Raw genomic sequence first — 21,919 nt, 5'->3', positions numbered from 1 at the left:
ATGGTTACCCAACTCTTCCACACTGTGCTGGTCGCCAACCGCGGGGAGATCGCCGTCCGCGTCATCCGGTCGCTGCGCGCGCTGGGCATCCGATCGGTCGCGGTTTACAGCGACGCCGACGCCGGTGCCCGGCACGTCCGCGAGGCCGATACGGGCGTGCGCATCGGTCCGGCCGCGGCCCGGCAGAGTTATCTGAACATCGATGCCATCGTCGATGCCGCCCGGCGCACCGGTGCGCAGGCCGTGCATCCCGGATACGGATTCCTGGCCGAGAACGCAGATTTCGCGGCCGCCCTGCACGCCGCGGGCATCGTGTTCATCGGTCCGCCGGTGAAAGCCATCAAGACGATGGGTGACAAGATCGCGGCCAAGGCAGCGGTCTCGGAGTTCGACGTCCCGGTGGTGCCCGGCATCTCGCGGCCCGGGCTGACCGACGACGAGCTGATCGCCGGCGCACCGGAAGTGGGCTTTCCGGTCCTGGTCAAGCCTTCCGCGGGCGGTGGCGGCAAGGGTATGCGGGTGGTGCGCGATGCCGCCGAGCTACCGGCGGCCCTGGTCTCGGCGCGGCGCGAAGCAGCGTCGGCATTCGGTGACGACACGCTGTTCCTGGAACGGTTCGTGTTGAATCCCCGGCATATCGAGGTCCAGGTGCTGGCCGACAACCATGGCAACGTGATCCACCTCGGTGAGCGTGAATGCAGTCTGCAGCGTCGGCACCAGAAGGTCATCGAGGAGGCGCCGTCGCCGCTGTTGGATGCGGCCACCCGGGCCCGTATCGGCGAGGCGGCATGCAACACCGCCCGCAGCGTCGACTACACCGGCGCGGGCACCGTGGAATTCATCGTCTCGGCCGACCGTCCCGACGAGTTCTTCTTCATGGAGATGAATACCCGCTTGCAGGTCGAGCATCCGGTGACCGAGATGGTCACCGGGGTGGATCTCGTCGAACAGCAGGTCCGCATCGCCGCCGGCGACCCGTTGCACATCGCCCAACAGGACGTCACGTTGACCGGGCATGCCATCGAGGCGCGGGTGTACTCCGAGGATCCCGGCAGCGGATTCCTGCCGACCGGTGGCACGGTGCTCGATGTCGTCGAACCGGCCGGCACCAGGGGAATCGTCACGACCCGAATCGATTCGGGGATTTTTCCCGGCACGGTGGTGGGCAGCGACTATGACCCGATGCTGGCCAAGGTGATCGTCCACGGACCGGACCGCGATGCGGCACTGCGTGGTCTGGACCGTGCGCTGTCCGACACCGCGGTCCTGGGCGTCACCACCAACATCGATTTCCTGCGGTTCCTGCTGGCCGATCCCGATGTGCAGGCGGGCCGCCTCGACACCGGACTGTTGGATCGACGTCTACCGGATTACATTGCCCCGCAGGCCGATGACACAGACCTGATCGCAGCCGCGACGTTTTGTTGGCTGCAGGCCTGGCAGACTCGCAGCGATGATCCGTGGTCGGCGCCCTCGGGGTGGCGCACGGGCGCCCACGCCCCGACCGTAGCGCGTCTGGGCGCAGGGGAGCGGGTCGAGCACGTCAGCCTCACGGGCGTGCCCGAATCGGCAACGGCCTCCGTCGAACACGGGCAGAGCTGTCGCATCGGCGCCACCCTGTCCGGCCGGGTGCTCACCATCGACGTCGACGGGTTGCGCACCGAATACATCGCGGCCGCCGACGGCACCGACATCTGGCTGGCCGGCCCGGCCCGCACCGTCGTGGTGCATGAGGTGCGTGAGGCGCCGGTACGCGCCGACGACGAGCACGCCGGCGACGCCGAACTGCACAGTCCCATGCCGGGTTCGGTGGTTGCCGTGGGTGTCGAGGACGGAGCGGGTGTGTCCGCGGGCGAGGTCGTCGTCACCGTCGAGGCGATGAAGATGGAGCACGCGCTCTCCGCACCGGTCGACGGTGTCGTGGAGCTACTCGTCGCCGTCGGCGACCAGGTCAAGGTCGGGCAGCCGCTTGCCCGCGTCACCGCCAGCAAGGAGTCTCAACAATGACCGATTACCTTTCCACAGGCACACTGCCCGACGATTACGCGCAGCTGGCCAAGACCGTGCGTGACTTCGCGCAGAGCGTGGTGGCGCCGGTGGCCGCCACACACGATGAGGAACACAGCTTCCCGTACGAGGTCGTCGATGGCATGGCCGAGATGGGCCTGTTCGGCCTGCCGTTCCCTGAGGAGTACGGCGGCATGGGTGGCGACTATTTCGCGCTGTGCCTGGCGCTGGAGGAACTCGGCAAGGTCGACCAGAGCGTGGCCATCACCCTGGAAGCCGGTGTCTCCCTGGGCGCCATGCCGGTCTACCGGTTCGGCAATGACGCGCAGAAGCAGCAGTGGCTGCCGCTGTTGGCCAGCGGAAAGGCCCTGGGTGCTTTCGGGCTCACCGAGGCCGGCGGCGGCAGCGATGCCGGCGCCACCAAGACCACCGCCAAGGAGGACGGTTCGGACTGGGTGATCAATGGCTCCAAGCAGTTCATCACCAACTCCGGGACCGATATCACCAAGCTGGTCACCGTCACGGCCGTGACCGGTGAGACCGATGGCAAGAAGGAGATCTCGGCCATCCTGGTGCCGGTTCCGACGCCAGGGTTCACCGCCGAACCGGCTTACAACAAGGTCGGCTGGAACGCCTCGGACACCCATCCGCTGAGCTTCGACGATGTGCGGGTGCCTCGCGAGAATCTGCTCGGCGCACGCGGCCGCGGGTACGCCAATTTCCTGAGCATCCTCGACGAGGGCCGCATCGCGATCGCCGCGCTGTCGGTGGGCGCCGCACAGGGTTGTGTGGACGAGTGCGTGAAGTACGCCAAGGAACGCGAGGCTTTCGGTGCGGCCATCGGCACATATCAGGCCATCGCATTCAAGATCGCCCGGATGGAGGCGCGCGCGCATGTCGCGCGCACGGCCTACTACGACGCCGCCGCACTCATGCTGGCGGGCAAGCCGTTCAAGAAGGCGGCCTCGGTGGCCAAACTGGTGTCCAGTGAGGCGGCAATGGACAACGCTCGCGACGCCACTCAGATCTTCGGTGGCTACGGGTTCATGAACGAGTACTCGGTGGCACGCCACTACCGGGACTCCAAGATCCTCGAAATAGGCGAGGGCACAACCGAAGTGCAGCTGATGTTGATCGCGCGTGGGCTGGGCCTCTGATGAGTGACCAGACGCCGAAACGAACGGTCGAGCAGCGCGGGCTGTGGTTCGAGGAGTTCGAAACCGGGGTGCTGTATCTGCACCGGCCGGGCCGCACCATCACCGAGGCCGATAATGTCCTGTTCACCACCTTGACGATGAACACCCAGGCATTACATCTGGACGCGGCCTTCTCCGACGCGCTGCCGCCGTTCAACCAGCGACTGGTGAACTCCATGTTCACCCTGTCGACGCTCGTCGGGCTGTCGGTGGCGCAATTGACCCAGGGCACCATCGTCGGCAACCTCGGATTCTCCGAGATCGCGTTCCCCAAGCCGCTCTTCCACGGTGACACGCTCTACGCCGAGTCCGAGGTCGTCGACAAGCGGGAATCCAAGAGCCGTCCGGGCGAGGGGATCGTCACCTTCTCCCACGTCGGCCGCAACCAGCACGGTGACATCGTCGCCACCGCATCGCGAAAGACCATGGTGCGCAAAAGGCCTCAGGAGGACCGGTGAGCTTTGCCAACAATGGTCCGGCATGGATCTTCTGCCCGGCCGACCGTCCCGAACGCTTCGCCAAGGCCGCGGCCGCCGCCGATGTCGTCATCCTCGACCTTGAGGACGGCGCCGGTGACAAACCCGCCGCGCGGGACGCGATCGTCGACACCCCACTGGATCCGGCCCGCACCGTCATCCGGATCAACCCGCACGGCACCGAAGACCAGCGGCTGGATCTGGAGGCCCTGGGCCGCACCGACTACACCACGGTCATGCTGCCCAAATGCGAGGCACCCGAACAGGTGACCGCGCTGGCGCCGCTGCAGGTGGTCCTCATCGTCGAGACCCCACTGGGCGCGCTCAAGGTGGCCGAGACGGCCGCCGCGGCCAACACCATCGGCGTCATGTGGGGTGCGGAGGACCTGTTCGGTGCCCTCGGCGGTACCACCAACCGTGTCGCCGACGGGACCTACCGCGAGGTCGCCAAGCACGTGCGGTCGCAGTCGCTGCTGGCCGCCAAGGCCCACGGAAAGCTCGCGCTGGACTCGGTGTACATCGACATCAAGGATCTCGACGGCCTGCGGCGCGAGACCGATGACGCCGTCGCCGTCGGCTTCGATATCAAGGTCGCGCTACACCCGACGCAGGTCAGCGTGATCCGGGACGGCTACGCGCCTACGGGAGAGCAGGTGCGGTGGGCGCGACACGTCCTGGCCGCAGCGGCAAACCACCGGGGCGCATTCGCCTTCGAGGGCATAATGGTGGATGCCCCGGTACTGCGGCGGGCCGAGCGGATAGTCCAGCTTGCGCCCCACCCCGGTAGCTAGCCGGCGCCCCTGACCAGGGGGTCGCGACCACCGCCTCCGTGCCGAGCACCTCGAGGAAACGGCGGCCGAACATGCCGCCACCCTGAAGGAGGCGGTATGGCTGTCATTTCTGCACCCCTACAACTGGTCGGTGCCGATGGCACCCCGACCTCCGAGACGCGCTATCGGCGCGATCTCCCACCCGAGACCTTGAGCTGGCTCTATGAGCTGATGGTGCTGACCCGCGAACTCGACATCGAGTTCGTGAACCTGCAGCGCCAGGGCGAGCTCGCGCTCTACGCCTCCTGCCGCGGGCAGGAGGCGGCGCAGGTCGGCGCGACCGCGAGCCTGCGCAAGACCGATTGGCTGTTCCCGCAGTACCGCGAGCTGGGGGCGTTCCTGACCCGCGGTATCTCACCCGCACAGATGGGCGCGGTGTGGCGCGGTTCCTGGCATGGCGGACTGTCGTTCACCGAGAGATGTTGCGCGCCGATCTCCATTCAGATCGGCACCCACGGCTTGCACGCCGTCGGCGCCGCGATGGCCGCCCAACGCCTCGACGAGGATTCGGTGACGGTGGCGTTCATGGGTGACGGCGCCACCTCCGAGGGCGACGCGCACGAGGCGCTGAACCTGGCCGCGGTCTTCGCCGCGCCCACCGTGTTCTTCATCCAGAACAATCAGTTCGCCATCTCGACGCCGGAGCGCCGCCAACACGCGGCGACCTCGTTGGCCGATCGGGCCGCCGGTTACGGCATGCCCGCGGTCCGCGTCGACGGTAACGATGTCCTGGCGTGCTTCGCCGTGATGTCCGAGGCCGCCCAGCGTGCCCGCGATGGTGGCGGACCGACGTTCATCGAGGCGGTCACCTATCGGATGGGACCGCACACCACCTCCGATGATCCCAGCCGCTACCGCACCGACGCGGACGTCCAGGACTGGGCAGCCCGCGACCCGATCGCCCGGTACACCGCCTATCTGCAAGCGACCGGAGTGCTGACCGACCGGCTCGCCGAGCGGGTCGCGACCAGGGCGGCGCGCATGCGCACGGAATTGCGGGCGGCGCTGGTCGGAGCACCCGACCCCGATATCGCCGAGGTGTTCGACACCGTCTACCGCGACATCACCCCGGAGCTGGCGCGCCAACGTGAGGAGTTGCTCGTCGAGCTGGGGAAGGAGTCCTGAGATGACCCAGATCATCGAACGACCGCCGACGGGTGACTTCGGAGAACCCCGGCCGTCGTTGCTGACCATGACGCTGGCACAGGCGGTCAATCAGGCACTGCATGACGCGATGTCCGCCGACGATCGGGTGCTGGTGTTCGGCGAGGATGTCGCCCGACTCGGTGGCGTGTTCCGGGTGACTGATGGGTTGGCCGAAACATACGGCGAGCGGCGTTGTTTCGACACGCCGCTGGCCGAGTCGGCGATCATCGGCATCGCGATCGGGATGGCGATCCGTGGCTTCGTCCCGGTGCCGGAAATCCAGTTCGACGGGTTCTCCGCCCCGGCCTTCGACCAGATGGTCAGCCATCTGGCCAAGTATCGGATGCGTACCCACGGTGATGTCGACATGCCGGTGACCGTGCGCATCCCGTCGTTCGGCGGAATCGGCGCGGTCGAGCACCACTCGGAGTCCACCGAGACCTACTGGTTGCACACCGCCGGCCTGAAGGTGGTGGTCCCCTCGACGCCGTCGGACGCGTATTGGCTACTGCGGCAGTCGATCAGCTGCCCGGATCCGATCGTCTACCTGGAGCCGAAGCGGCGGTACTGGACGCGGGGAATCGTCGACACCGAGGCTGCTGAGCTGCCTTTCGGGCGTGCGGCCATCCGGCGTCGCGGTGAACACGTCACGGTGCTCACCTATGGAGGCCTGGTGGATGTCGCCCTCAACGCCGCCGAGTCGGCGGCCGAGCAAGGTGTCGGCGTCGAGGTCGTGGACCTGCGCACGCTGAACCCGTTGGACTTCGACACCATCGCCGATTCGGTGCGGCGCACCGGCCGGTGCGTGGTCATGCACGAGGGGCCGCGCACGCTGGGTTTCGGTGCCGAACTGGCGGCCCGCATCTCCGAGGAGCTGTTCTACGACCTGGAGGCTCCGGTGTTGCGGGCCACCGGATTCGACACCCCATACCCACCGGCGCGGCTGGAAAAACTGTGGTTACCAGGGGTGGATCGGCTGTTGGACTGCGTCGAGAAGGTGATGGCGCAATGAGCGGCCGGGAGTTCCGGGTGCCCGACCTTGGTGAAGGGTTGGAGGAAGCCACCATCACCGGTTGGGCGGTGGCGGTGGGTGACACCGTCGAACTCAACCAGGTGCTGTGCACATTGGAGACCAACAAGGCCGAGGTCGAGATCCCGAGCCCACACGCCGGCCGGATCATCGAACTCGGCGGGACGGTGGGGGAGACGCTTGCCGTCGGTGCCGTCCTGGTGCGAATAGGTGTCGCCGAGAATTCGGGATCCGGTCCGGTGCTGGTGGGCTACGGCGCCGATGATCTCTTGGACACGTCCCGTCGTGCCCGCGCCAAGCCTTCGGTCCGAAAGTTGGCTCGCGACAATGGCATCGATCTGACCTCGCTTACGCCGACCGGGCCCGACGGCATCGTCACCCGCGGTGACGTGCTGTCCGCCTCGACGACCCCGGACATGGCGCCGCTCTCCGGTGTGCAGACCGAGATGGCGAAGCGGATGGCTCTGTCGCGGAGCAGAATTCCGGATGCTCATGCCGCCGTGGTGGTCGATGGGACAGCGTTGCAGCAGCTCTCTCGTCGACTCGATGTCACGCCGCTCGCGCTCACGCTGCGGCTGTTGGCACTGGTGCTGACGCGACATCCGCTGCTGAACGCGACGTGGGTGGACACCGCCGACGGTCCGCGGATCCACCGGCACTCGGCGGTGCACCTCGGCGTCGGTGTGGCGACGCCGCGCGGACTGCTGGTTCCGGTGGTCACCGACGCGCAGCACCGCACCACCCGTGCGCTCGCCGGCGAGTTGGCACGCGTCATCGACGGCGCGCGCGGCGGCACTTTGCGTCCGGCCGAATTGATGGGGTCGACGTTCACCGTGTCGAATTTCGGTGCGCTGGGTCTGGATTCGGGCGTACCGGTGATCAACTATCCCGAGGCGGCAATCCTCGGTATGGGCTCGCTGAAGCCCCGTGCGGTGGTCGTCGACGGCGCGGTGATGGCTCGCGCGACGATGGAGTTGAGCTGCGCGTTCGACCACCGGATCATCGATGGCGCGCAGGCTGCGGCGTTCCTGACCGATCTGCGTGAGTTGGTGGAGGCACCGGAGCTGGCGCTGGCCGATCTCTAGCGTTGCTTGGCCGCGGACAACCGGTTTTGGAACTCCGGGGACTCGATGGAACGCGCCTGCGGGGTGATTTCGATATCGACAGCGAGTGCGTGCTGGTCGCTGTCCACAACACCGGGATTCGCGGTCGCCCGCATCGAGGCCTTTGTCGCCATCACGACGTCGCGCGGCGCGCCGGCGGGACCGGCAGCCAGTTCACGCGCCGCGGCCACGGGGTCGTCGGCGACGTCGAGCGCCAGTCCGTACCGCACCGCCTCCTGCGCGTCGAAACGCTTGCCGAACAACAACGCGGCGCGGGCCACCTGGGGTCCGACTCCGCGCTGCAGCATCCAGGTGGCGCCGCCGCCGGGATGGATGCCCAGTTTCTGAAAGCGGGGGTCGAACAATGCGGCCGGGCCCGCGATGCGGACGTCAGCGGCGAGTGCCAGGTTCAGGCCCGCGCCGACCGCGGCACCGTTGACCGCGGCGATGGTCGGTAGGGCGCAGTCGGCCACGGCCAGGAAACCGTCATAGATGACGCGCAATCCGTCCTCGGCCGCCGCACCGAGCGCGGTCAGGTCGGCGCCGGCGCAGAACGCTTTGCCTGCTCCGGTCACGATCACCGCATGCACGTCGGTGTCGGATTCGACGGCGTCGACCGCGGCGCGCAGGCCTGCCGAGATCTCGGCGGTGACGGCGTTGCGCCGATCGGGATCGTTGACCGTGATGGTCGCGATGCGATCGGCGATATCGACGAGGACGAGGTCGGTCATGCCGACAAGGCTACGGTTCGGGACGGCCGAGTCGGTGTCCAGGTGGTGACGGCGTTTCGGCGGTTTCCTGGGACTTCGCCGCTGTTCTGTCACGGGCCCAGATCTCCTTTGCATCGGAACGGTAACCGTCCCGTTTGGCGCGCCTGTGAGTTTCATGCATGTCATTTACCTTCTTCCCTGACTGCGACGTCAATTTGAAAACGCTTGGGGATGACATGGTGAGTAGGTCAAATCGTTTGGCTGTCAGCATTTTTGCTGCGGCGGCTTTGTGCACGCCGCCGCTGTTGCTGATAGCGACGGCCGATGCGCAACCTGCGTTGCAGTCGAGCGCCGGCGGCGTGCCGTGTGTCGGCATGGTGCAGAACCTCGCCGCGTCGCCGCCTGATCTCGGCCAGTCGCTGCAGGGCATCGCCGCGCCGTTCACCGGCGGCGGAGCAGCGCCGGTTGTCGTGCCCCCGGCGACCGCGGCCGGTGCATTCCCGGCGGCGGGTGTGACCGGCGGTGGAACCGGTGGAGCTGGTGCGGCCGGAGGTGGTGCCGGCGGTGCTGGTGCTGCCGGCGGCGGCGCGGGTGGTGCCGGTGGAGCTGGCGGCGCTGGTGCTGCCGGTGGCGGAGCTGGTGGTGGTGCCGGTGCGGCCGGTGGCGGCGCGGGTGGTGCTGGTGCGGGTGGTGCCGGCGGCGCAGGTGCCGGAGCCGGTGGAGCCGGCGGAGCGGGAGCCGGTGGAGCCGGTGGAGCGGGCGCCGGTGCTCCCGTCGCGGCAGGCGCTCCGTTGGTCGATGCCGCGGGAGCAGGTGCTCCGTTGGCAGGCGGTGTTCCGGGGGCCGGCGGAGCGCCGGGCGCAGCGATCGTCGATGCCGCTGGTGCGGCGCCCGGTGGCGGCGGAGCTCCCGGTGGAGCTCCGCTTGCTGACGCCGCGGCCACTGCTGGTGGCGGTGGAGCTCCCGGTGCAGGCGGCGGAGCCCCCGGTGCTCCCGGTGGTGCTCCCGGCGGTGCCGCACTTCATCCGGCTGCCGGTGTGGCGGCTCCGGCAGGCGCCCCCGCGGGCGAGTTGGTCGACGCGGCCGCGGTGGCACCGCCGCCAGCGATCGAGGTGCCGGTCCCTGCTGCGGCAGTGGTCGACGGTGGGGCGGCTGCCCCTGCTGCCGCCGCCGCACCGGTGGTCGGCGGCGGCGAAGGTGCGGCCCCCGCGGCAGCGATCGGTGGTGCTGACGCCGGCGCTGGTGGTGGAGCGGCTGGTGGTGGTGCCGGTGGTGGCGGTGCCGGTGGTGGTGCGGCTGGTGGCGGCGGCGCTGCCGGCGGTGGCGCCGGTGGCGGTGCAGCTGGTGGCGGAGCGGCCGGTGGTGGTGCTGGTGGAGCGGGCGCTGGTGGTGGAGCGGCCGGCGGAGGAGCCGGTGGTGCCGGTGGCGGCGCGGCCGGCGGTGGTGCTGGTGGTGGCGGTGCAGCTGGTGGCGGCGCCACCGGTGGCGGTGGTGTGGGCGGCGCAGGTGCCGTCCCTGCTGGCGGAGTTGTCGAGGGCGGCGGGGTGGCCGGTGCGCCGGTTGAACTAGCCGCCGCTGTTCCGCCGGTCGAGGTGGCCGCTCCTCCGGTCGAGGTGGCGTTGCCTCCGGCGCAGGTCTCGGTGCCGCCGGTCGAGGTGCACGCACCCCCTGTCGAAGTTGCGGCCCCGCCGGTCGAGGTGCATGCCCCGCCGGTGCAGGTGTCGGGCCCGCCCGCGGACATCTCGTCTCCACCGGTGGAGCTGTCGGTGCCGATTGATGTCGACATTCCTGGCGTCAGCGTTCCGGGTATCGGCGTCCCCGGCGTAGCAGGGGGCGGTGCCCCCGGCGCGGTGGTTGGCGGCGCTCCGGGGGCCGCTGTCGGTGGTGCACCTGCTGCGGCGATCGTTGACGCGGGCGCGGCGACCGGTGGCGGATCCGGTGCGGCGCTGCAGGCTGCCGGCGGTACCGGTGGCGCGGGCGCGGCCGGTGGTGGCGCAGGTGGTGCCGGCGCGGCTGGTGGCGGTGCGGGCGCCGGCGGTGCCGGTGCTGCGGCGGCTGCAGTCGGTGGTGCCCCGGCTGGTGGTGCTGCTGGTGGTGGTGCCCCGGCGGGTGGTGCTGCCGGTGGTGGTGCCCCGGCTGGTGGTGCTGCCGGTGGTGGCGCTCCTGCCGGTGGTGGTGCTCCCGTGGGTGGTGGTGCCCCGGTGGGTGGTGGTGCTCCGGTCGGTGGTGGTGCTCCCGTGGGTGGTGGCGCTCCGGTCGGTGGTGGCGCTCCCGTGGGTGGTGGCGCTCCCGTGGGTGGCGGTGCTCCGGTGGGTGGCGGTGCCCCGGTCGGGGGTGGAGCGCCCGCGGCGCTTGGCGCACCGCTTGCCGATGCGGCAGGCGGCGCCCCCCTGATGGATAGTGCGGGTGTAGGGCCGCTACTGGCCAGCACAGGACTCAATGGTGAAGGTCCCGCGGCGGCGCTCGTCGACGCCGCGGGCGCGGCAGGTGCGCCCGGTGCCGGTCTGCCCGGCGCAGGTGGTGCCCCTGGTGCTGGTGGATTGCCCGGCGCGGCCCTCGACGATGCCGCTGCGCGTGCCGCAGGTGCGCCGATCGGTGCACCGATCGAGGATGCCGCGGCGGTCGCGATCCCCGGTGCCGGTGGTGCGGGTGGCGCTGGTGGCGGTGGAGCTGCCGGTGGTGCGGGTGGTGCCGGTGGCGGCGGTGGTGCCGCCGGTGGCGGAGCAGGCGGCGCGGGTGCTGGCGGTGCCGGTGGCGGTGGCGCTGCGGGTGGTGCCGGTGGCGCTGGTGGCGGTGGCGCTGCCGGCGGCGCGGGTGGTGCAGGTGCCGGTGGTGCAGGCGGCGCAGGAGCGGGCGGCGCAGGAGCGGGCGGTGCGGGCGGCGCAGGAGCGGGCGGCGGTGCGGCTGCCGGTGGTGCCGGCGCTGGTGGCGGCGCTGCGGGTGGTGCCGGTGGCGGCGCGGCTGGTGCTGGCGGTGCGGCTGGCGGTGGCGCGGGCGGTGCTGGTGGTGTGAATGCCGCCGCGGTCGGCCCCCTGATGGCCAGTACGGGCGGCCTCGGAGCCGTCCAGGCGGTGACCGCACCTGCGGTGGCCGCAGTCCAGGCGGCTGCTCCCGCCGGTGCGGTCGGAGTCGGCGCACCCGCCGCGGCAGCGGGCGGTGGAACCGCATTCGCCGGGATTCCCGGTGCGATCCTCCCGGCGGCCGGCGCCGCGTCCGGTCTGCCGGGCATGGTGATGGCACCACTGGCCGGCGTCACGGGAGTGCTGGCCGAAATGCTGCCGCAACCCTCGCTGGCTGCCCCGTCGGGCGTCGGCGGAGTGACCGGAATGCTGCCCACCCCGCAGCTGAACATGCCGGGCATCTCAGGGCTGGGTGTCCCGGTGCCATCGCAGGTGTCGATGCCGACCGATCTGGTGTGCGAGGGAGTCGGCGGATGGTCCCTGTCGACACCGGGCACCGGCAGCGTCATGCCCGACGCCACGGCGGGCATTCGCTCCGACGACTGGTGACCGGTCAGTCGGACAGCGTCCAGCGCATCAGGTATCGGTAGTAAAGGGCTCGGCGGATCGTCACGCCCGGCAGGACGTCGCCGGCCACGCGTCGAATCTCGGATAGAGATTCGCGCGGGTCGGCGACGACCACGCCGATATCGGGTTGCTCCCGGTGCCAACGTGATCCGAGGCGCACCGCGGGAAGGGACAGGGCCGAGATCAGCCAGTCACTGACCGAGGTATTGGCGCTCAGCCCGACGACGGCGATGGTCCCGCCGGGCGCCAACAGGTCGCCGGCTCTCTGTAACGTCGTACGCAGGTCCATGTGATGCAGGCTTGCGACGAAGGTGATCAGGTCGAAACGCGAATCGCCGGGCTCGAACTCGTCGAATGAGCAGTTCTGCAACGAGATACGCGTCTCGGCTCCGACCCGCTCCCGGGCCCGCGTGAGCGCTGCCGAATCGGGATCCAGGGCGGTCACCGTTCGGCACACCGTGACAAGGCGCTGTGCCAGCAGGCAATCGCCGCACCCCACATCGAGTGCATGACCGTCTCGACGGGCAAGCTTGAGCAGCCACGGATGGTAAGCCGTGTTGTGATTCCAGTAGCCATCCGTTGCGGCCACCGGCATCACACGTCGGACGTGACGTACCGCGTCTTCTTCGGTGGCGCGCTCAGCAGTGACGGCAGCTCGGCGAGCTTGCCGGCGCCGGCGCGAAACGCTCGGTAAGCCTCGTCATGTTCGACTGACTCCCACACTTCGCTTATCACCCAATGCGTTTCGTCATCCTCGTCGATCAGAACTTCGGTGCCGATGTTGCCGGCGAACGCTCGGGTGTCTTGGAGCGCCCGCCCCATGACTTCGCGGGCATGTGCGACGGCACTCGGCTGGAAGTGGAGTTCGAGGAATACGGTCACCGGCATTGCAATCTCCTCAAGGTGTGTCGGTACCGGCGTTCACCGGCGGCCCAGGCTGATGACGGTAACGTCATCATCGGTGTCGTTGGGCGTCATCGCGGCCGACACCGTCGGCGCACGTCGATCCCGGGACGCCGCGAGCTGGGACGCCAAGCGCTGCAGACCTTCGTCTATCGAGGCGGTCCGCCGTTCCACCAGCCCGTCCGAGAACATCACCATGAACTGGCCGGGCTCCAGGACGAACTCGCTGGTGACGTAGGTCGCGCCCCGGACGCCTATCGGTGGCGACAGTTTGATCGGCGCCGCAGTGGGCGTGTTGTCGACCGACCCGGTGATGAACGGCATGAGATGACCGGCGGAGGACGCCTCCACATGGCCGGTGCGGATATCGATCCGGGCGACGATGACGGTGGCGAACGTGCGGGGCATCAGGTGGACACTGAACGAATTCAGATCACTGATGGCCGTTCCGGGCGCGGCGCCGGCGAACAGATTGGCCCGCAGAGCATTTCGCAACTGAGCCATGGTCCCCGCGGCGGCCAGGCCATGGCCGGCCACGTCACCGAGCAGGACGACCAGCCGGCCATCGCGGAGTTCGAACGCGTCGTACCAGTCGCCACCGACTCGTCCGCCGGCCGCAGGACGGTAGTCGGCGGACAATTCCCAACCCTCGACGGCCGGGATGGATTCCGGGAGCAGGCTGCGTTGCAACACCTCGGCCACCCGAAGCGCGCTGCGGGTGCGGCGGTACAGCTCCTCGACGAGATTGGCGCGTAACCCTTCGGCCGACTCCAGTTGGATGGGCGCCCACGGCTCGCTGCACTTGTCGACCACTTCCCGCCAGCGGTCGAATGATTTGCGCGGGCTGAGCCGGACCTGATCTCCCTCTTGTACGGCGATCGCCTTGTTGTGCGGATCGCCACCCCAATCCACCGAACGCACGGCCTCATCGCGGAACCAGATGACGTACTGGTCGTCCGGCAGGTTCAGCGCCAGCGCCCCGGCCGCGATCTGGGGATCGACCGGCACCGCGGGCACATCGCGCGACAGGCATTCGGTGACCGCAATGTCCTCACCGGTGCTGCGGGCCCACGCGGCGATGGCGGCGACGTGGTCAGGAGCCGGCGGCGAACCCAGCGTGCCGTACTCACCGCCGACGTTGACCACGACCCCCGTCGCGGGCAACAGGTCGAGCACGCTGGGAACGCCCAGCAGTGTGGTGGCCAGCGGTTCGGCGTCGTTGTGCGTCGCCGCGGTCAGATGACTCAACAGCGATTGGGCGGCGAGTTGTTCGCGCAGCTGGTCTTCGTCGAATCGGTCGACCATCCGCAGTGACAATGTAGAGCCGAGGAACTCCGCGGCGGCGCGCGCACCGTAGGGCGGCAGGTGCGGCCCTGCGTAGTGATGACAGGCGATCAGACCCCATAGCCGTCCGTGCCGCAACAGCGAGATCGACATCGACGCGCGCACGCCCATGTTCTTCAGGTACTCGATGTGAATGGGGGAGACGCTGCGCAGGGTGGCGTGGGTCAGGTCCACCGGTGTCCCACTGTCCGGGTCCATCGGCGGCACCAACGGCGCCGGCGCGTAATCGACATCGGAGATCAGGCGCAGCCAGCTCTTCTCATACATCGCGCGTGCCTGGGCGGGTATGTCGCTGGCTGGATAGTGAAGTCCCAGGAAGGAATTGAGGTCTTCACGCTTGTTCTCTGCGACGACTTCACCGTTGTAGTCGCGGTCGTATCGGTACACCATGACGCGGTCGAACCCGGTGAGCTCGCGCACCGCCCGCGCCGCGGTGTCGTAGAGCGGCCCGAGCCCGTCGGCGCGATTCAGTTCCTCCACCGAGTTTCGGACGGCCTGGTAGGTGTTGGGGAAGGAGAAGGGGCGCTCGCCGTATGCCATCTCGATTTCGATGAGCAGGATGCCGCCGGGTTCGCGGTGCAGCAGCGCGTCGAACGGCCGGGTGTAGCCGCGCACCGCCATGGTCAGCTCGAGGGGGTTGCGTTGGCGCAGGTCTCCGAAGGTGGCGGCGGCCTGTCTGATCAGGTTGGCCTGATCGATGCCGATGAGAGCCGACAGGTCCTTGTTCAGTACTTCGTCGACGGAACGTCCCAGCAGGTCGTCGACGTTCGCGCTGATCTGGCGGATCTCGAAGCTGGGTTCGCGGACCACTGCAAGCACACCGCGCGGCTGGACACTACCGGGGATGTGGATGGGCTCGCGCGCACAATTGTCCAGGTCGATGACGGTGCCGGGCGGCAGGAGGCCCCCGACGGCGACGTCATCATCATTCTGACGCGAAATGGGTAGACCTCCCCGTTCTCTCCCCGACTACGGTGCACAGCGTGCCAGGTCGGCGAATTGCCGTCCGCTCGGGTGCCGCGACACGATTGGAACCGGATCTTTACGTTAGGCTCGTAGTACTCGGCGTTCTAGCTTGTTTGGTTAAGAAGCAGCCCGCGAGACATTGCGCCCTGAGTCGACGTTTGCGCGAGGTACCCATGCCCGACCGAGTTGAGCCCATCCCGTCCCCGTGTGTCTGCTCCGAATCGTGGCATGACACGACGGTGGTAGTGAGCTGCGCCGGTGCCATCGATATGGTGACCGCGCCGACGTTGCAGCAGGTCATCGCCACGGCGCTGAAGAAACAACCGACGGCCGTGATCGTGGATCTGACCGATACCGAGTTGCTCGCCTCCTACGGTATGTCGGTACTGGTGGAGACGCATCAGCAGCTGATCCCGGAGGTTCCGCTGGTGGTCGTGGCCGATGGGCCGATCACCCGTCGACCACTTGAACTGGTCGGCCTGGCGGATGTCCTGACCATCCGACCGAATCTGGGTGCGGCGTTCGACGAGCTACGGGCCACCGGGGACTGACGCCTGTTCGCCGCGACCTGTCGGTAGTGGGCGCTATGGTCACTCTCAAATAGGGAGGTGACGGTGGCAAACCCTCTTAACAGACAGCGCACCCGGCTCGCGATGCCACACGCGGTTGTACAAATAAGTGCCCCCGGCAGGGATCGAACCTGCGGCCAAGCGCTTAGAAGGCGCCTGCTCTATCCGCTGAGCTACGGGGGCGGCGCAATCACCCTAGCCGAACGCGCCAGATTCGATGGATGGGCAATCGATGGCGAAACACCACACAAAGGACAAGGGCGACCTCGGGGTCGCGAAAGCGTTTGCGGACCTGGTTACAAAAGGGTTCGACGTCCTTTTCCCGGCGACTGAACATGCTCCGTTCGACCTCGTGGCGTACTCCTCAGGGGTGTTCTACCGCGTCCAGGTGAAGTACCGATCGATGAGACGAGGCGTGGTTACGCTCAAGTTGAGCTCGAACTGGACTGACCGCCACGGAGTGCATCGGACGCCCATCGACAAGGACGCCGTCGACGTCATCTGCATCTACTGCCCCGACACCGACGAGTGCTACTACATCCGGCCGACCGATCACGGTGTCTCGGTGAACTTGCGGATCGCCGCGCCGAGGAATGGTCAGCAGAAGCGGATCCTGGCTGCCGCGGCGTTCCGCGATCTGCCGGAGCCACCCGGGGGCGCGCGCGTGTCGGCGTGATGGCTGTGAGGTTGCGCGCTCCCAGCGAAAGGGGCGTCGCGTCGCCGTGACGCCGACTAGCGTGGACGCTGCACGAGGGGCGTTATCAGGAGGAGAGTTCGCGCGATGAGCAGAGTGCCGTTGGATGCGGCGGGGCTGCCCCAGAAACTGAACGGCGTCGATACGCTGCTGCACCGCGGTGAGGCCAACCCGCGGACGCGGTCCGGGATCATGGGTGTCGAACTACTTGACACGACGCCCGATTGGGAGCGGTTCCGGGCAGTGTTCGAGCAGGCATCCCGCAAGGTGCTTCGGCTACGCCAGAAGGTGGTGATGCCGACGCTGCCCACCGCGGCGCCGCGCTGGGTGGTCGATCCGGATTTCAACCTCGACTTCCACGTCCGCAGGGTGCGGGCACCCGAACCGGGCACCCTGCGCGAGGTCCTCGACATCGCCGAGATCGCGCTGCAGTCGCCGATGGACATCACCCGACCACTGTGGAGCGCCACCCTCGTCGAGGGTCTGGCCGACGGTCGGTCCGCCACCATCCTGCACCTGAGCCATGCCGTAGCCGACGGTGTCGGCACCGTCGAGATGTTCGCCCACATCTACAATCTGGAGCGCGATGTCGAGATCGGCCAGCTTGCGCCGCTGCCGATTCCACAGGATCTGTCGTCCAACGACCTGATGAAACTGGGCCTCAATCGGATGCCCATGAAGATCACCAACAGCGTGCTGGGTCTGGTCGGCGGTGCGCTGCATGCGGTTACCGACGTCGTCAAGGATCCGGCGGCGGCGGTCAGCGGCTTCGTCGATTACGCACTGTCGACAACCCGGGTCTCGCGGCCGGTGGCCGACCACTCACCGTTGTTGCGTCGGCGCAGCCTGAGCTCGCACAGCGAGGCGATCGATATCGTGTTCGCCGATCTGCACACGGCCGCCAAGGCCGTCGGTGGGTCCATCAACGACGCCTACCTGGCCGGCCTGTGCGGGGCGCTGCGGCGTTACCACGTCGCCAAGGGCATGCCGATCGATACATTGCCCATGGCCGTACCGGTCAATCTGCGCTCCGACGACGACCCGGCCGGCGGAAACCGTTTCGCCGGTATCAATCTCGCCGCACCGATCGGTATCGCCGACCCCGAACGCCGGATCAAGGCCATTCGATCGCAGATGACCAGCAAGCGCGAGGAACGGGCGATCGACATGGTCGGTTCGATCGCTCCGATCGCCAGTTTCCTGCCCGACGCTGTGCTCGAATCGGTCGCCGGTTCGGTGGTGAACTCCGATGTCCAGGCCTCCAATGTGCCCGTCTATCCCGGCGACACCTTTATCGCCGGGGCAAAGGTGCTGCGGCATTACGGACTTGGTCCGTTACCGGGTGTGGCGATGATGGCGGTGCTGGTCTCGCGTGGCGGATATGTCACGGTCACCACGCGTTACGACAGGGCCGCCATCATCGACGGAGAGCTGTGGCGACGCAGTCTCGTCGAGGGCTTCGACGAGGTCCTGGCCCTCGGCGGCGCAGGTCGGACCGTGGCCGCGTCGTTCAGTTTGTCCGAAACCGCACCGTCGAATGGGAGTGCCGCGCAATGAGTCCCGCCGACGGCGAATCGCCGGTGATGCGGCTGCCAGGAACGGTGGCCGAGATCGAGGCCAGCCCCGAGGGGCCCGAGGTCGGTGCCTTCTTCGACCTGGACGGAACGTTGGTGGCCGGGTTCACGGGCGTGTTGATGACCCAGGACCGGCTGCGCCGCGGCCAGATGAGCGCGGGCGAGTTCATCGGGATGGTGCAGGCCGGTATCAACCATCAACTCGGTCGTTCGGAGTTCGAGGATCTGATCGGCAAGGGTGCCCGGATGCTGCGCGGGAACTCGCTCACTGATCTCGACGAGCTGGGCGAGCGGCTGTTCGTCCAGCATGTCCGGGACCGTGTCTACCCCGAGATGCGCGCGTTGGTGCGTGCCCACCAGGCCCGCGGACACACCGTCGTGCTGAGTTCCAGTGCGTTGACCGTGCAGGTCGAGCCCGTCGCCGAATTCCTGGGCATCGACAACATCTTGAGCAACAAGTTCATCGCCGACGATGACGGACTGATCACCGGTGAGGTCGCCGAGCCGATCATCTGGGGACCCGGCAAAGCCCATGCGGTACAAAAGTTCTCGGCCGAGAACGGCGTCGATCTGGCCAAGAGTTACTTCTATGCCGACGGCGACGAAGATGTCGCGCTGATGTACCTCGTCGGTAACCCGCGGCCGACCAACCCGGCCGGGAAACTGGCCGCGGTGGCTGCCAAGCGGGGATGGCCGATCCTCAAGTTCACCAGCCGCAGCGGCAGTAGCCCCATCTCGCAGATCCGCACCCTGGCCAGCCTGGCCACCATTCCCACGGTGGCCGCCGGTGCCATCGGGTTGGGGTTGCTGACGCGCAACAAACGGGTCGGCGTCAACTTCTTCACCTCCAACTGGAGCAAGCTGCTGATGCTGACCACCGGCATCGGGCTCAATGTGCTCGGCAGGGAGAATCTGACCAAACAACGGCCTGCGGTGTTCATCTTCAACCACCGTAATCAGGCCGACCCGATGATCGCCGGCCATCTGGTCAACACCGACTTCACCGGGGTGGGGAAAAAGGAGCTCGAGCGCAACCCGCTGATGGGTCCGCTCGGCAAGGTGATGGACGCCGCGTTCATCGACCGGGAGGACACCCAGTCTGCGGTCGAGGGCCTGCACAAGGTGGAAGAGCTTGCCAAGAAGGGGCTTTCGATCCTGATCGCGCCGGAGGGCACCCGGCTGGACACCACCGAGGTGGGCCCGTTCAAGAAGGGGCCTTTCCGCATTGCGATGGCCGCGGGCATCCCGATCGTGCCGATCGTCATCCGCAACGCAGAGGTCATCGCCGCCCGCGACTCCAGCACGTTCAACGCAGGCAATGTCGATGTCGCCGTCTTCCCGCCGATACCCGTCGACGACTGGAACCAGGACAATCTGACGGAGCGGATCGCCGAGGTGCGCCAGCTGTATCTGGACACGCTGGCATCGTGGCCCGTCGGCGATCTGCCCGACCACGCCGTCTATCGCAATCGGAAAGGGCGCCAGTGAAACCGGTCGCTGAGGATTTCGCCACCTTCAGTCCGACCGGGGACACCCTGGTGTTGGCCGCGGTCGGCTCGCCCGCCGAGCAGGAGTTGCTCGACCACTGGCTGGCCCAACAGCAGCGCGAGCGGCCCGAGGCCCGGGTCGAGGTGCTGCTGCTGCCCGATCATTCCGATGATCCGCCCGCCACCGTGATGGCCCGCTTGGTCCAACTGCTCTCGGCGGACCCGGACCGATCCGTTGTGCCGGTGCGCATCTTCTGGGTGCCCGGCGGATTGCCCACCCGCTCCAAGGTGGTCGCCCTGATCTCCGGGCGCGACACCTATCGGCCGCCGGAACTGCTGCAGCGCCGAATCCTTCGGAAGGACCCGGCCCGGGCGCGGGTGGTTGCCGGTGAACCGGCTAAGGTCTCCGAGCTCCGCCAGCAGTGGCAGGACACCACCACTGCCGAGAACCCGCGCGAATTCGCCCGTTTCGTCATCCGCAGGGCGATTCTGGCGATCGAACGGGTCGAACTGCGACTGCTCGGGCCCGAGTACAAGTCGCCGCGGCTGGTGAAGCCGGAAATGCTGGCCTCAGCGCGGTTCCGGGAGGGATTGGACCAGATCCCCGGTGCCACCATCGAGAAGGCCGGAGAGATGCTCGACGAGCTCTCCACCGGCTGGAGCCGGTTCTCGGTCGACCTGATCCCCACCCTGGGGCGCGCGATCTTCAGCCGCGGTTTCGATCCGCACATCGACTATGACAGCGCCGAGATCGAGGCCATGCGCGGGGCGCTGGAGGTCCATCCCGCCGTGCTGCTGTTCTCCCATCGCTCCTATCTAGACGGTGTCATCGTCCCGGTTGCCATGCAGGAGAACCGGTTACCGCCGGTGCACACCTTCGCCGGGATCAACCTGTCATTCGGTTTCATGGGCCCGATCTTCCGGCACTCCGGGGTGATCTTCCTGCGCCGCAAACTCGACGATCCGCTGTACAAGTACGTGCTACGCCAGTTCGTCGGCTATATCGTGGAGAAGCGGTTCAACCTCAACTGGTCCATCGAAGGCACCCGGTCGCGCACCGGAAAGATGTTGCCGCCCAAGCTCGGTCTGTTGTCCTACGTCGCCGACGCTTATCTCGACGGCCGCAGTGAGGACATCCTGCTGCAGCCGGTGTCGATCAGTTTCGACCAACTGCACGAGACCGCCGAATACGCCGAGTATGCGCGCGGCGGGGAGAAGACGCCCGAAAGCGTCAGCTGGCTCTACAACTTCATCAAGGCGCAGGGCGAACGCAACTACGGCAAGATCTACGTCCGGTTCCCCGAAGCGGTGTCCATGCGGCAGTATCTCGGCGAACCCAATGGTCCCATCGCCGCTAGCCCCGAGGCGAAACGTCTTGCCATGCAGAAGATGGCCTTCGAGGTGGCCTGGCGCATCGTGCAGGTCACCCCGGTCAATGCCACCGGTCTGGTCTCGGCGCTGCTGCTGGCCGCCCGCGGGGTGGCCCTGACCGTCGACCAACTGCACCACACCTTCGCTGACGCCCTGGATTACCTTGAGCGCCGCGAGATCCCGATGACCAACAGCGTGCTGCGATTGCGCACCAAGGAGGGGGTGCGCGCCGCGGTGGATGCGCTCTCCGGCGGGCATCCGGTCACCAGGGTCGACGGTGGCCGCGAACCGGTGTGGCGGATCGCGCCGGAGAACGAACACGAAGCGGCGTTCTACCGCAACTCGATCATCTACGCGTTCCTGGAGACCTCGATCATCGAACTGGCACTCGCGCACGCCGCGACCGCCGAGTCCGATTGGCTCGACGCGTTCTGGTCGCAGGTGCTGCGGCTGCGCGACCTGCTCAAGTTCGAGTTCTACTTCGCCGACTCGGTGGCCTTCCGCGAGAATGTCACCCGGGAGATGAGCTGGGTGGACGGCTGGGAGGAGCGCATCGCCGAGGGTCCCGCGTCGATCCTCGAGCTGCTACGCGTCAAGCAGCCACTGTTGGGTGCGGCCATGTTGCGTCCGTTCTTCGAGGCCTACGAGATCGTCGCCGACGTGCTGCGCGACGCTTCCTCCGAGATCTCCGAACCCGATCTGACCAAGCTCGCGCTCGGCGTCGGACGTCAGCACGTCGCCCAGGGCAGGGTGCGCAGCGCCGAATCGGTATCGGCATTGTTGTTCGCCACGGCCCGGCAGGTGGTCGCCGATCAGAACCTGCTGCGTCGTGCGCCCGATCTGTCCGAACGGCGTCAGGGCTTCCTCACCGAGATCCGTGGGATCCTCGCCGACCTGAACACCGTCGAGAAGACGGCGTTCCGCCAGTACCGCCGGCGCGAGCGGGAGTCACGCCGCCCCGCGGACGGCTGAGACCCCCGCCTACC

General features: G+C 67.9%; 21 protein-coding genes and 1 tRNA gene. 16 read left to right on the top strand and 6 right to left on the bottom strand.

Annotated features, from left to right (window positions below; translation table 11 throughout):
* From IC40_RS0105660 to IC40_RS0105630, 7 genes are all read left to right on the top strand, one after another.
* Positions 1 to 2,007 carry an acetyl-CoA carboxylase biotin carboxylase subunit gene (locus IC40_RS0105660; protein ID WP_030133774.1) on the top strand — a complete coding sequence of 669 codons (2,007 nt, stop codon included), beginning with the start codon at positions 1 to 3 and terminating at the stop codon, positions 2,005 to 2,007.
* On the top strand, positions 2,004 to 3,164 hold the full coding sequence (locus IC40_RS0105655) for an acyl-CoA dehydrogenase family protein (RefSeq protein WP_030133773.1): 1,161 nt from the start codon (positions 2,004 to 2,006) through the stop codon (positions 3,162 to 3,164). Before IC40_RS0105660 ends, IC40_RS0105655 begins: the two co-directional genes overlap by 4 nt.
* Positions 3,164 to 3,661, top strand: coding sequence for a MaoC family dehydratase (locus IC40_RS0105650; protein ID WP_030133772.1), 498 nt, complete (start codon positions 3,164 to 3,166; stop codon positions 3,659 to 3,661). The genes IC40_RS0105655 and IC40_RS0105650 overlap by 1 nt, the downstream gene beginning before the upstream one ends.
* Complete coding sequence (locus tag IC40_RS0105645) at positions 3,658 to 4,470, top strand: HpcH/HpaI aldolase/citrate lyase family protein (protein WP_030133771.1); 813 nt, start codon at positions 3,658 to 3,660, stop codon at positions 4,468 to 4,470. The genes IC40_RS0105650 and IC40_RS0105645 overlap by 4 nt, the downstream gene beginning before the upstream one ends.
* A 96-nt stretch (positions 4,471 to 4,566) precedes the next feature.
* Positions 4,567 to 5,634 (top strand): pyruvate dehydrogenase (acetyl-transferring) E1 component subunit alpha, encoded by a 1,068-nt coding sequence (gene pdhA / locus IC40_RS0105640; RefSeq protein ID WP_030133770.1) that lies wholly within the window; start codon positions 4,567 to 4,569, stop codon positions 5,632 to 5,634.
* Position 5,635: 1 nt separating this feature from the next.
* Positions 5,636 to 6,667 (top strand): alpha-ketoacid dehydrogenase subunit beta, encoded by a 1,032-nt coding sequence (locus IC40_RS0105635; RefSeq protein ID WP_030133769.1) that lies wholly within the window; start codon positions 5,636 to 5,638, stop codon positions 6,665 to 6,667.
* Positions 6,664 to 7,770, top strand: coding sequence for a dihydrolipoamide acetyltransferase family protein (locus IC40_RS0105630; protein ID WP_030133768.1), 1,107 nt, complete (start codon positions 6,664 to 6,666; stop codon positions 7,768 to 7,770). Before IC40_RS0105635 ends, IC40_RS0105630 begins: the two co-directional genes overlap by 4 nt.
* Here IC40_RS0105630 and IC40_RS0105625 read toward each other — a convergent pair.
* Together IC40_RS0105625 and IC40_RS27975 are read right to left on the bottom strand one after the other, a co-directional pair.
* Positions 7,767 to 8,519 (bottom strand): enoyl-CoA hydratase, encoded by a 753-nt coding sequence (locus tag IC40_RS0105625; RefSeq protein WP_030133767.1) that lies wholly within the window; start codon positions 8,517 to 8,519, stop codon positions 7,767 to 7,769. The two genes, IC40_RS0105630 and IC40_RS0105625, sit on opposite strands and share 4 nt — an antisense overlap.
* A 10-nt stretch (positions 8,520 to 8,529) precedes the next feature.
* Positions 8,530 to 8,874: a hypothetical protein gene (locus tag IC40_RS27975; protein WP_138158195.1), complete on the bottom strand. Its 345-nt coding sequence runs from the start codon at positions 8,872 to 8,874 to the stop codon at positions 8,530 to 8,532.
* Between the two features lie 155 nt (positions 8,875 to 9,029).
* On the opposite strand from IC40_RS27975, the gene IC40_RS26785 reads away from it, so the two are divergent.
* The 4 genes from IC40_RS26785 (at position 9,030) to IC40_RS26770 (ending at position 12,007) form a co-directional block, all read left to right on the top strand.
* Positions 9,030 to 10,067 (top strand): hypothetical protein, encoded by a 1,038-nt coding sequence (locus IC40_RS26785; RefSeq protein WP_138158194.1) that lies wholly within the window; start codon positions 9,030 to 9,032, stop codon positions 10,065 to 10,067.
* 267 nt (positions 10,068 to 10,334) lie between these two features.
* Positions 10,335 to 10,892: a hypothetical protein gene (locus tag IC40_RS26780; RefSeq protein WP_030133765.1), complete on the top strand. Its 558-nt coding sequence runs from the start codon at positions 10,335 to 10,337 to the stop codon at positions 10,890 to 10,892.
* Positions 10,893 to 10,940: 48 nt separating this feature from the next.
* Positions 10,941 to 11,510, top strand: a complete 570-nt coding sequence (locus IC40_RS28440) for a hypothetical protein (protein ID WP_191293579.1) — start codon at positions 10,941 to 10,943, stop codon at positions 11,508 to 11,510.
* On the top strand, positions 11,507 to 12,007 hold the full coding sequence (locus IC40_RS26770; RefSeq protein WP_051644274.1) for a hypothetical protein: 501 nt from the start codon (positions 11,507 to 11,509) through the stop codon (positions 12,005 to 12,007). Before IC40_RS28440 ends, IC40_RS26770 begins: the two co-directional genes overlap by 4 nt.
* 4 nt (positions 12,008 to 12,011) lie before the next feature.
* Here IC40_RS26770 and IC40_RS0105605 read toward each other — a convergent pair whose 3' ends face one another.
* Genes IC40_RS0105605 through IC40_RS0105595 form a run of 3 tightly spaced genes read right to left on the bottom strand, consistent with a single transcriptional unit; the run spans position 12,012 to position 15,214 of the window.
* Positions 12,012 to 12,620 (bottom strand): class I SAM-dependent methyltransferase, encoded by a 609-nt coding sequence (locus IC40_RS0105605; RefSeq protein ID WP_030133764.1) that lies wholly within the window; start codon positions 12,618 to 12,620, stop codon positions 12,012 to 12,014.
* Positions 12,620 to 12,913: a putative quinol monooxygenase gene (locus IC40_RS0105600; RefSeq protein ID WP_030133763.1), complete on the bottom strand. Its 294-nt coding sequence runs from the start codon at positions 12,911 to 12,913 to the stop codon at positions 12,620 to 12,622. The genes IC40_RS0105605 and IC40_RS0105600 overlap by 1 nt, the downstream gene beginning before the upstream one ends.
* A gap of 33 nt (positions 12,914 to 12,946) precedes the next feature.
* The gene (locus IC40_RS0105595) at positions 12,947 to 15,214 is read right to left on the bottom strand and encodes a SpoIIE family protein phosphatase (protein ID WP_042510027.1); all 2,268 of its coding nucleotides are present in this window, start codon (positions 15,212 to 15,214) and stop codon (positions 12,947 to 12,949) included.
* Positions 15,215 to 15,411: 197 nt separating this feature from the next.
* Between IC40_RS0105595 and IC40_RS0105590 the strand changes: the two genes are divergently transcribed.
* Complete coding sequence (locus IC40_RS0105590; RefSeq protein ID WP_030133761.1) at positions 15,412 to 15,789, top strand: STAS domain-containing protein; 378 nt, start codon at positions 15,412 to 15,414, stop codon at positions 15,787 to 15,789.
* Positions 15,790 to 15,917: 128 nt separating this feature from the next.
* Here IC40_RS0105590 and IC40_RS0105585 read toward each other — a convergent pair.
* Positions 15,918 to 15,990: transfer RNA gene (locus IC40_RS0105585), tRNA-Arg, on the bottom strand.
* A 34-nt stretch (positions 15,991 to 16,024) separates the two neighbouring features.
* On the opposite strand from IC40_RS0105585, the gene IC40_RS0105580 reads away from it, so the two are divergent.
* The 4 genes from IC40_RS0105580 (at position 16,025) to IC40_RS0105565 (ending at position 21,905) form a co-directional block, all read left to right on the top strand.
* Positions 16,025 to 16,483: a group I intron-associated PD-(D/E)XK endonuclease gene (locus IC40_RS0105580; protein ID WP_338101647.1), complete on the top strand. Its 459-nt coding sequence runs from the start codon at positions 16,025 to 16,027 to the stop codon at positions 16,481 to 16,483.
* Between the two features lie 105 nt (positions 16,484 to 16,588).
* Positions 16,589 to 18,058 (top strand): wax ester/triacylglycerol synthase family O-acyltransferase, encoded by a 1,470-nt coding sequence (locus IC40_RS0105575; protein ID WP_030133759.1) that lies wholly within the window; start codon positions 16,589 to 16,591, stop codon positions 18,056 to 18,058.
* The gene (locus IC40_RS0105570; protein WP_030133758.1) at positions 18,055 to 19,563 is read left to right on the top strand and encodes an HAD-IB family hydrolase/lysophospholipid acyltransferase family protein; all 1,509 of its coding nucleotides are present in this window, start codon (positions 18,055 to 18,057) and stop codon (positions 19,561 to 19,563) included. The genes IC40_RS0105575 and IC40_RS0105570 overlap by 4 nt, the downstream gene beginning before the upstream one ends.
* The gene (locus IC40_RS0105565; RefSeq protein ID WP_030133757.1) at positions 19,560 to 21,905 is read left to right on the top strand and encodes a glycerol-3-phosphate 1-O-acyltransferase; all 2,346 of its coding nucleotides are present in this window, start codon (positions 19,560 to 19,562) and stop codon (positions 21,903 to 21,905) included. Before IC40_RS0105570 ends, IC40_RS0105565 begins: the two co-directional genes overlap by 4 nt.
* The last annotated feature ends 14 nt before the right edge of the window (positions 21,906 to 21,919 follow it).

Origin of the sequence: Mycolicibacterium neoaurum ATCC 25795 (genome assembly GCF_000691525.1) — a bacterium.
GTDB lineage: Bacteria > Actinomycetota > Actinomycetes > Mycobacteriales > Mycobacteriaceae > Mycobacterium > Mycobacterium neoaurum.
This window is presented reverse-complemented; position numbering and strand designations above follow the sequence as displayed.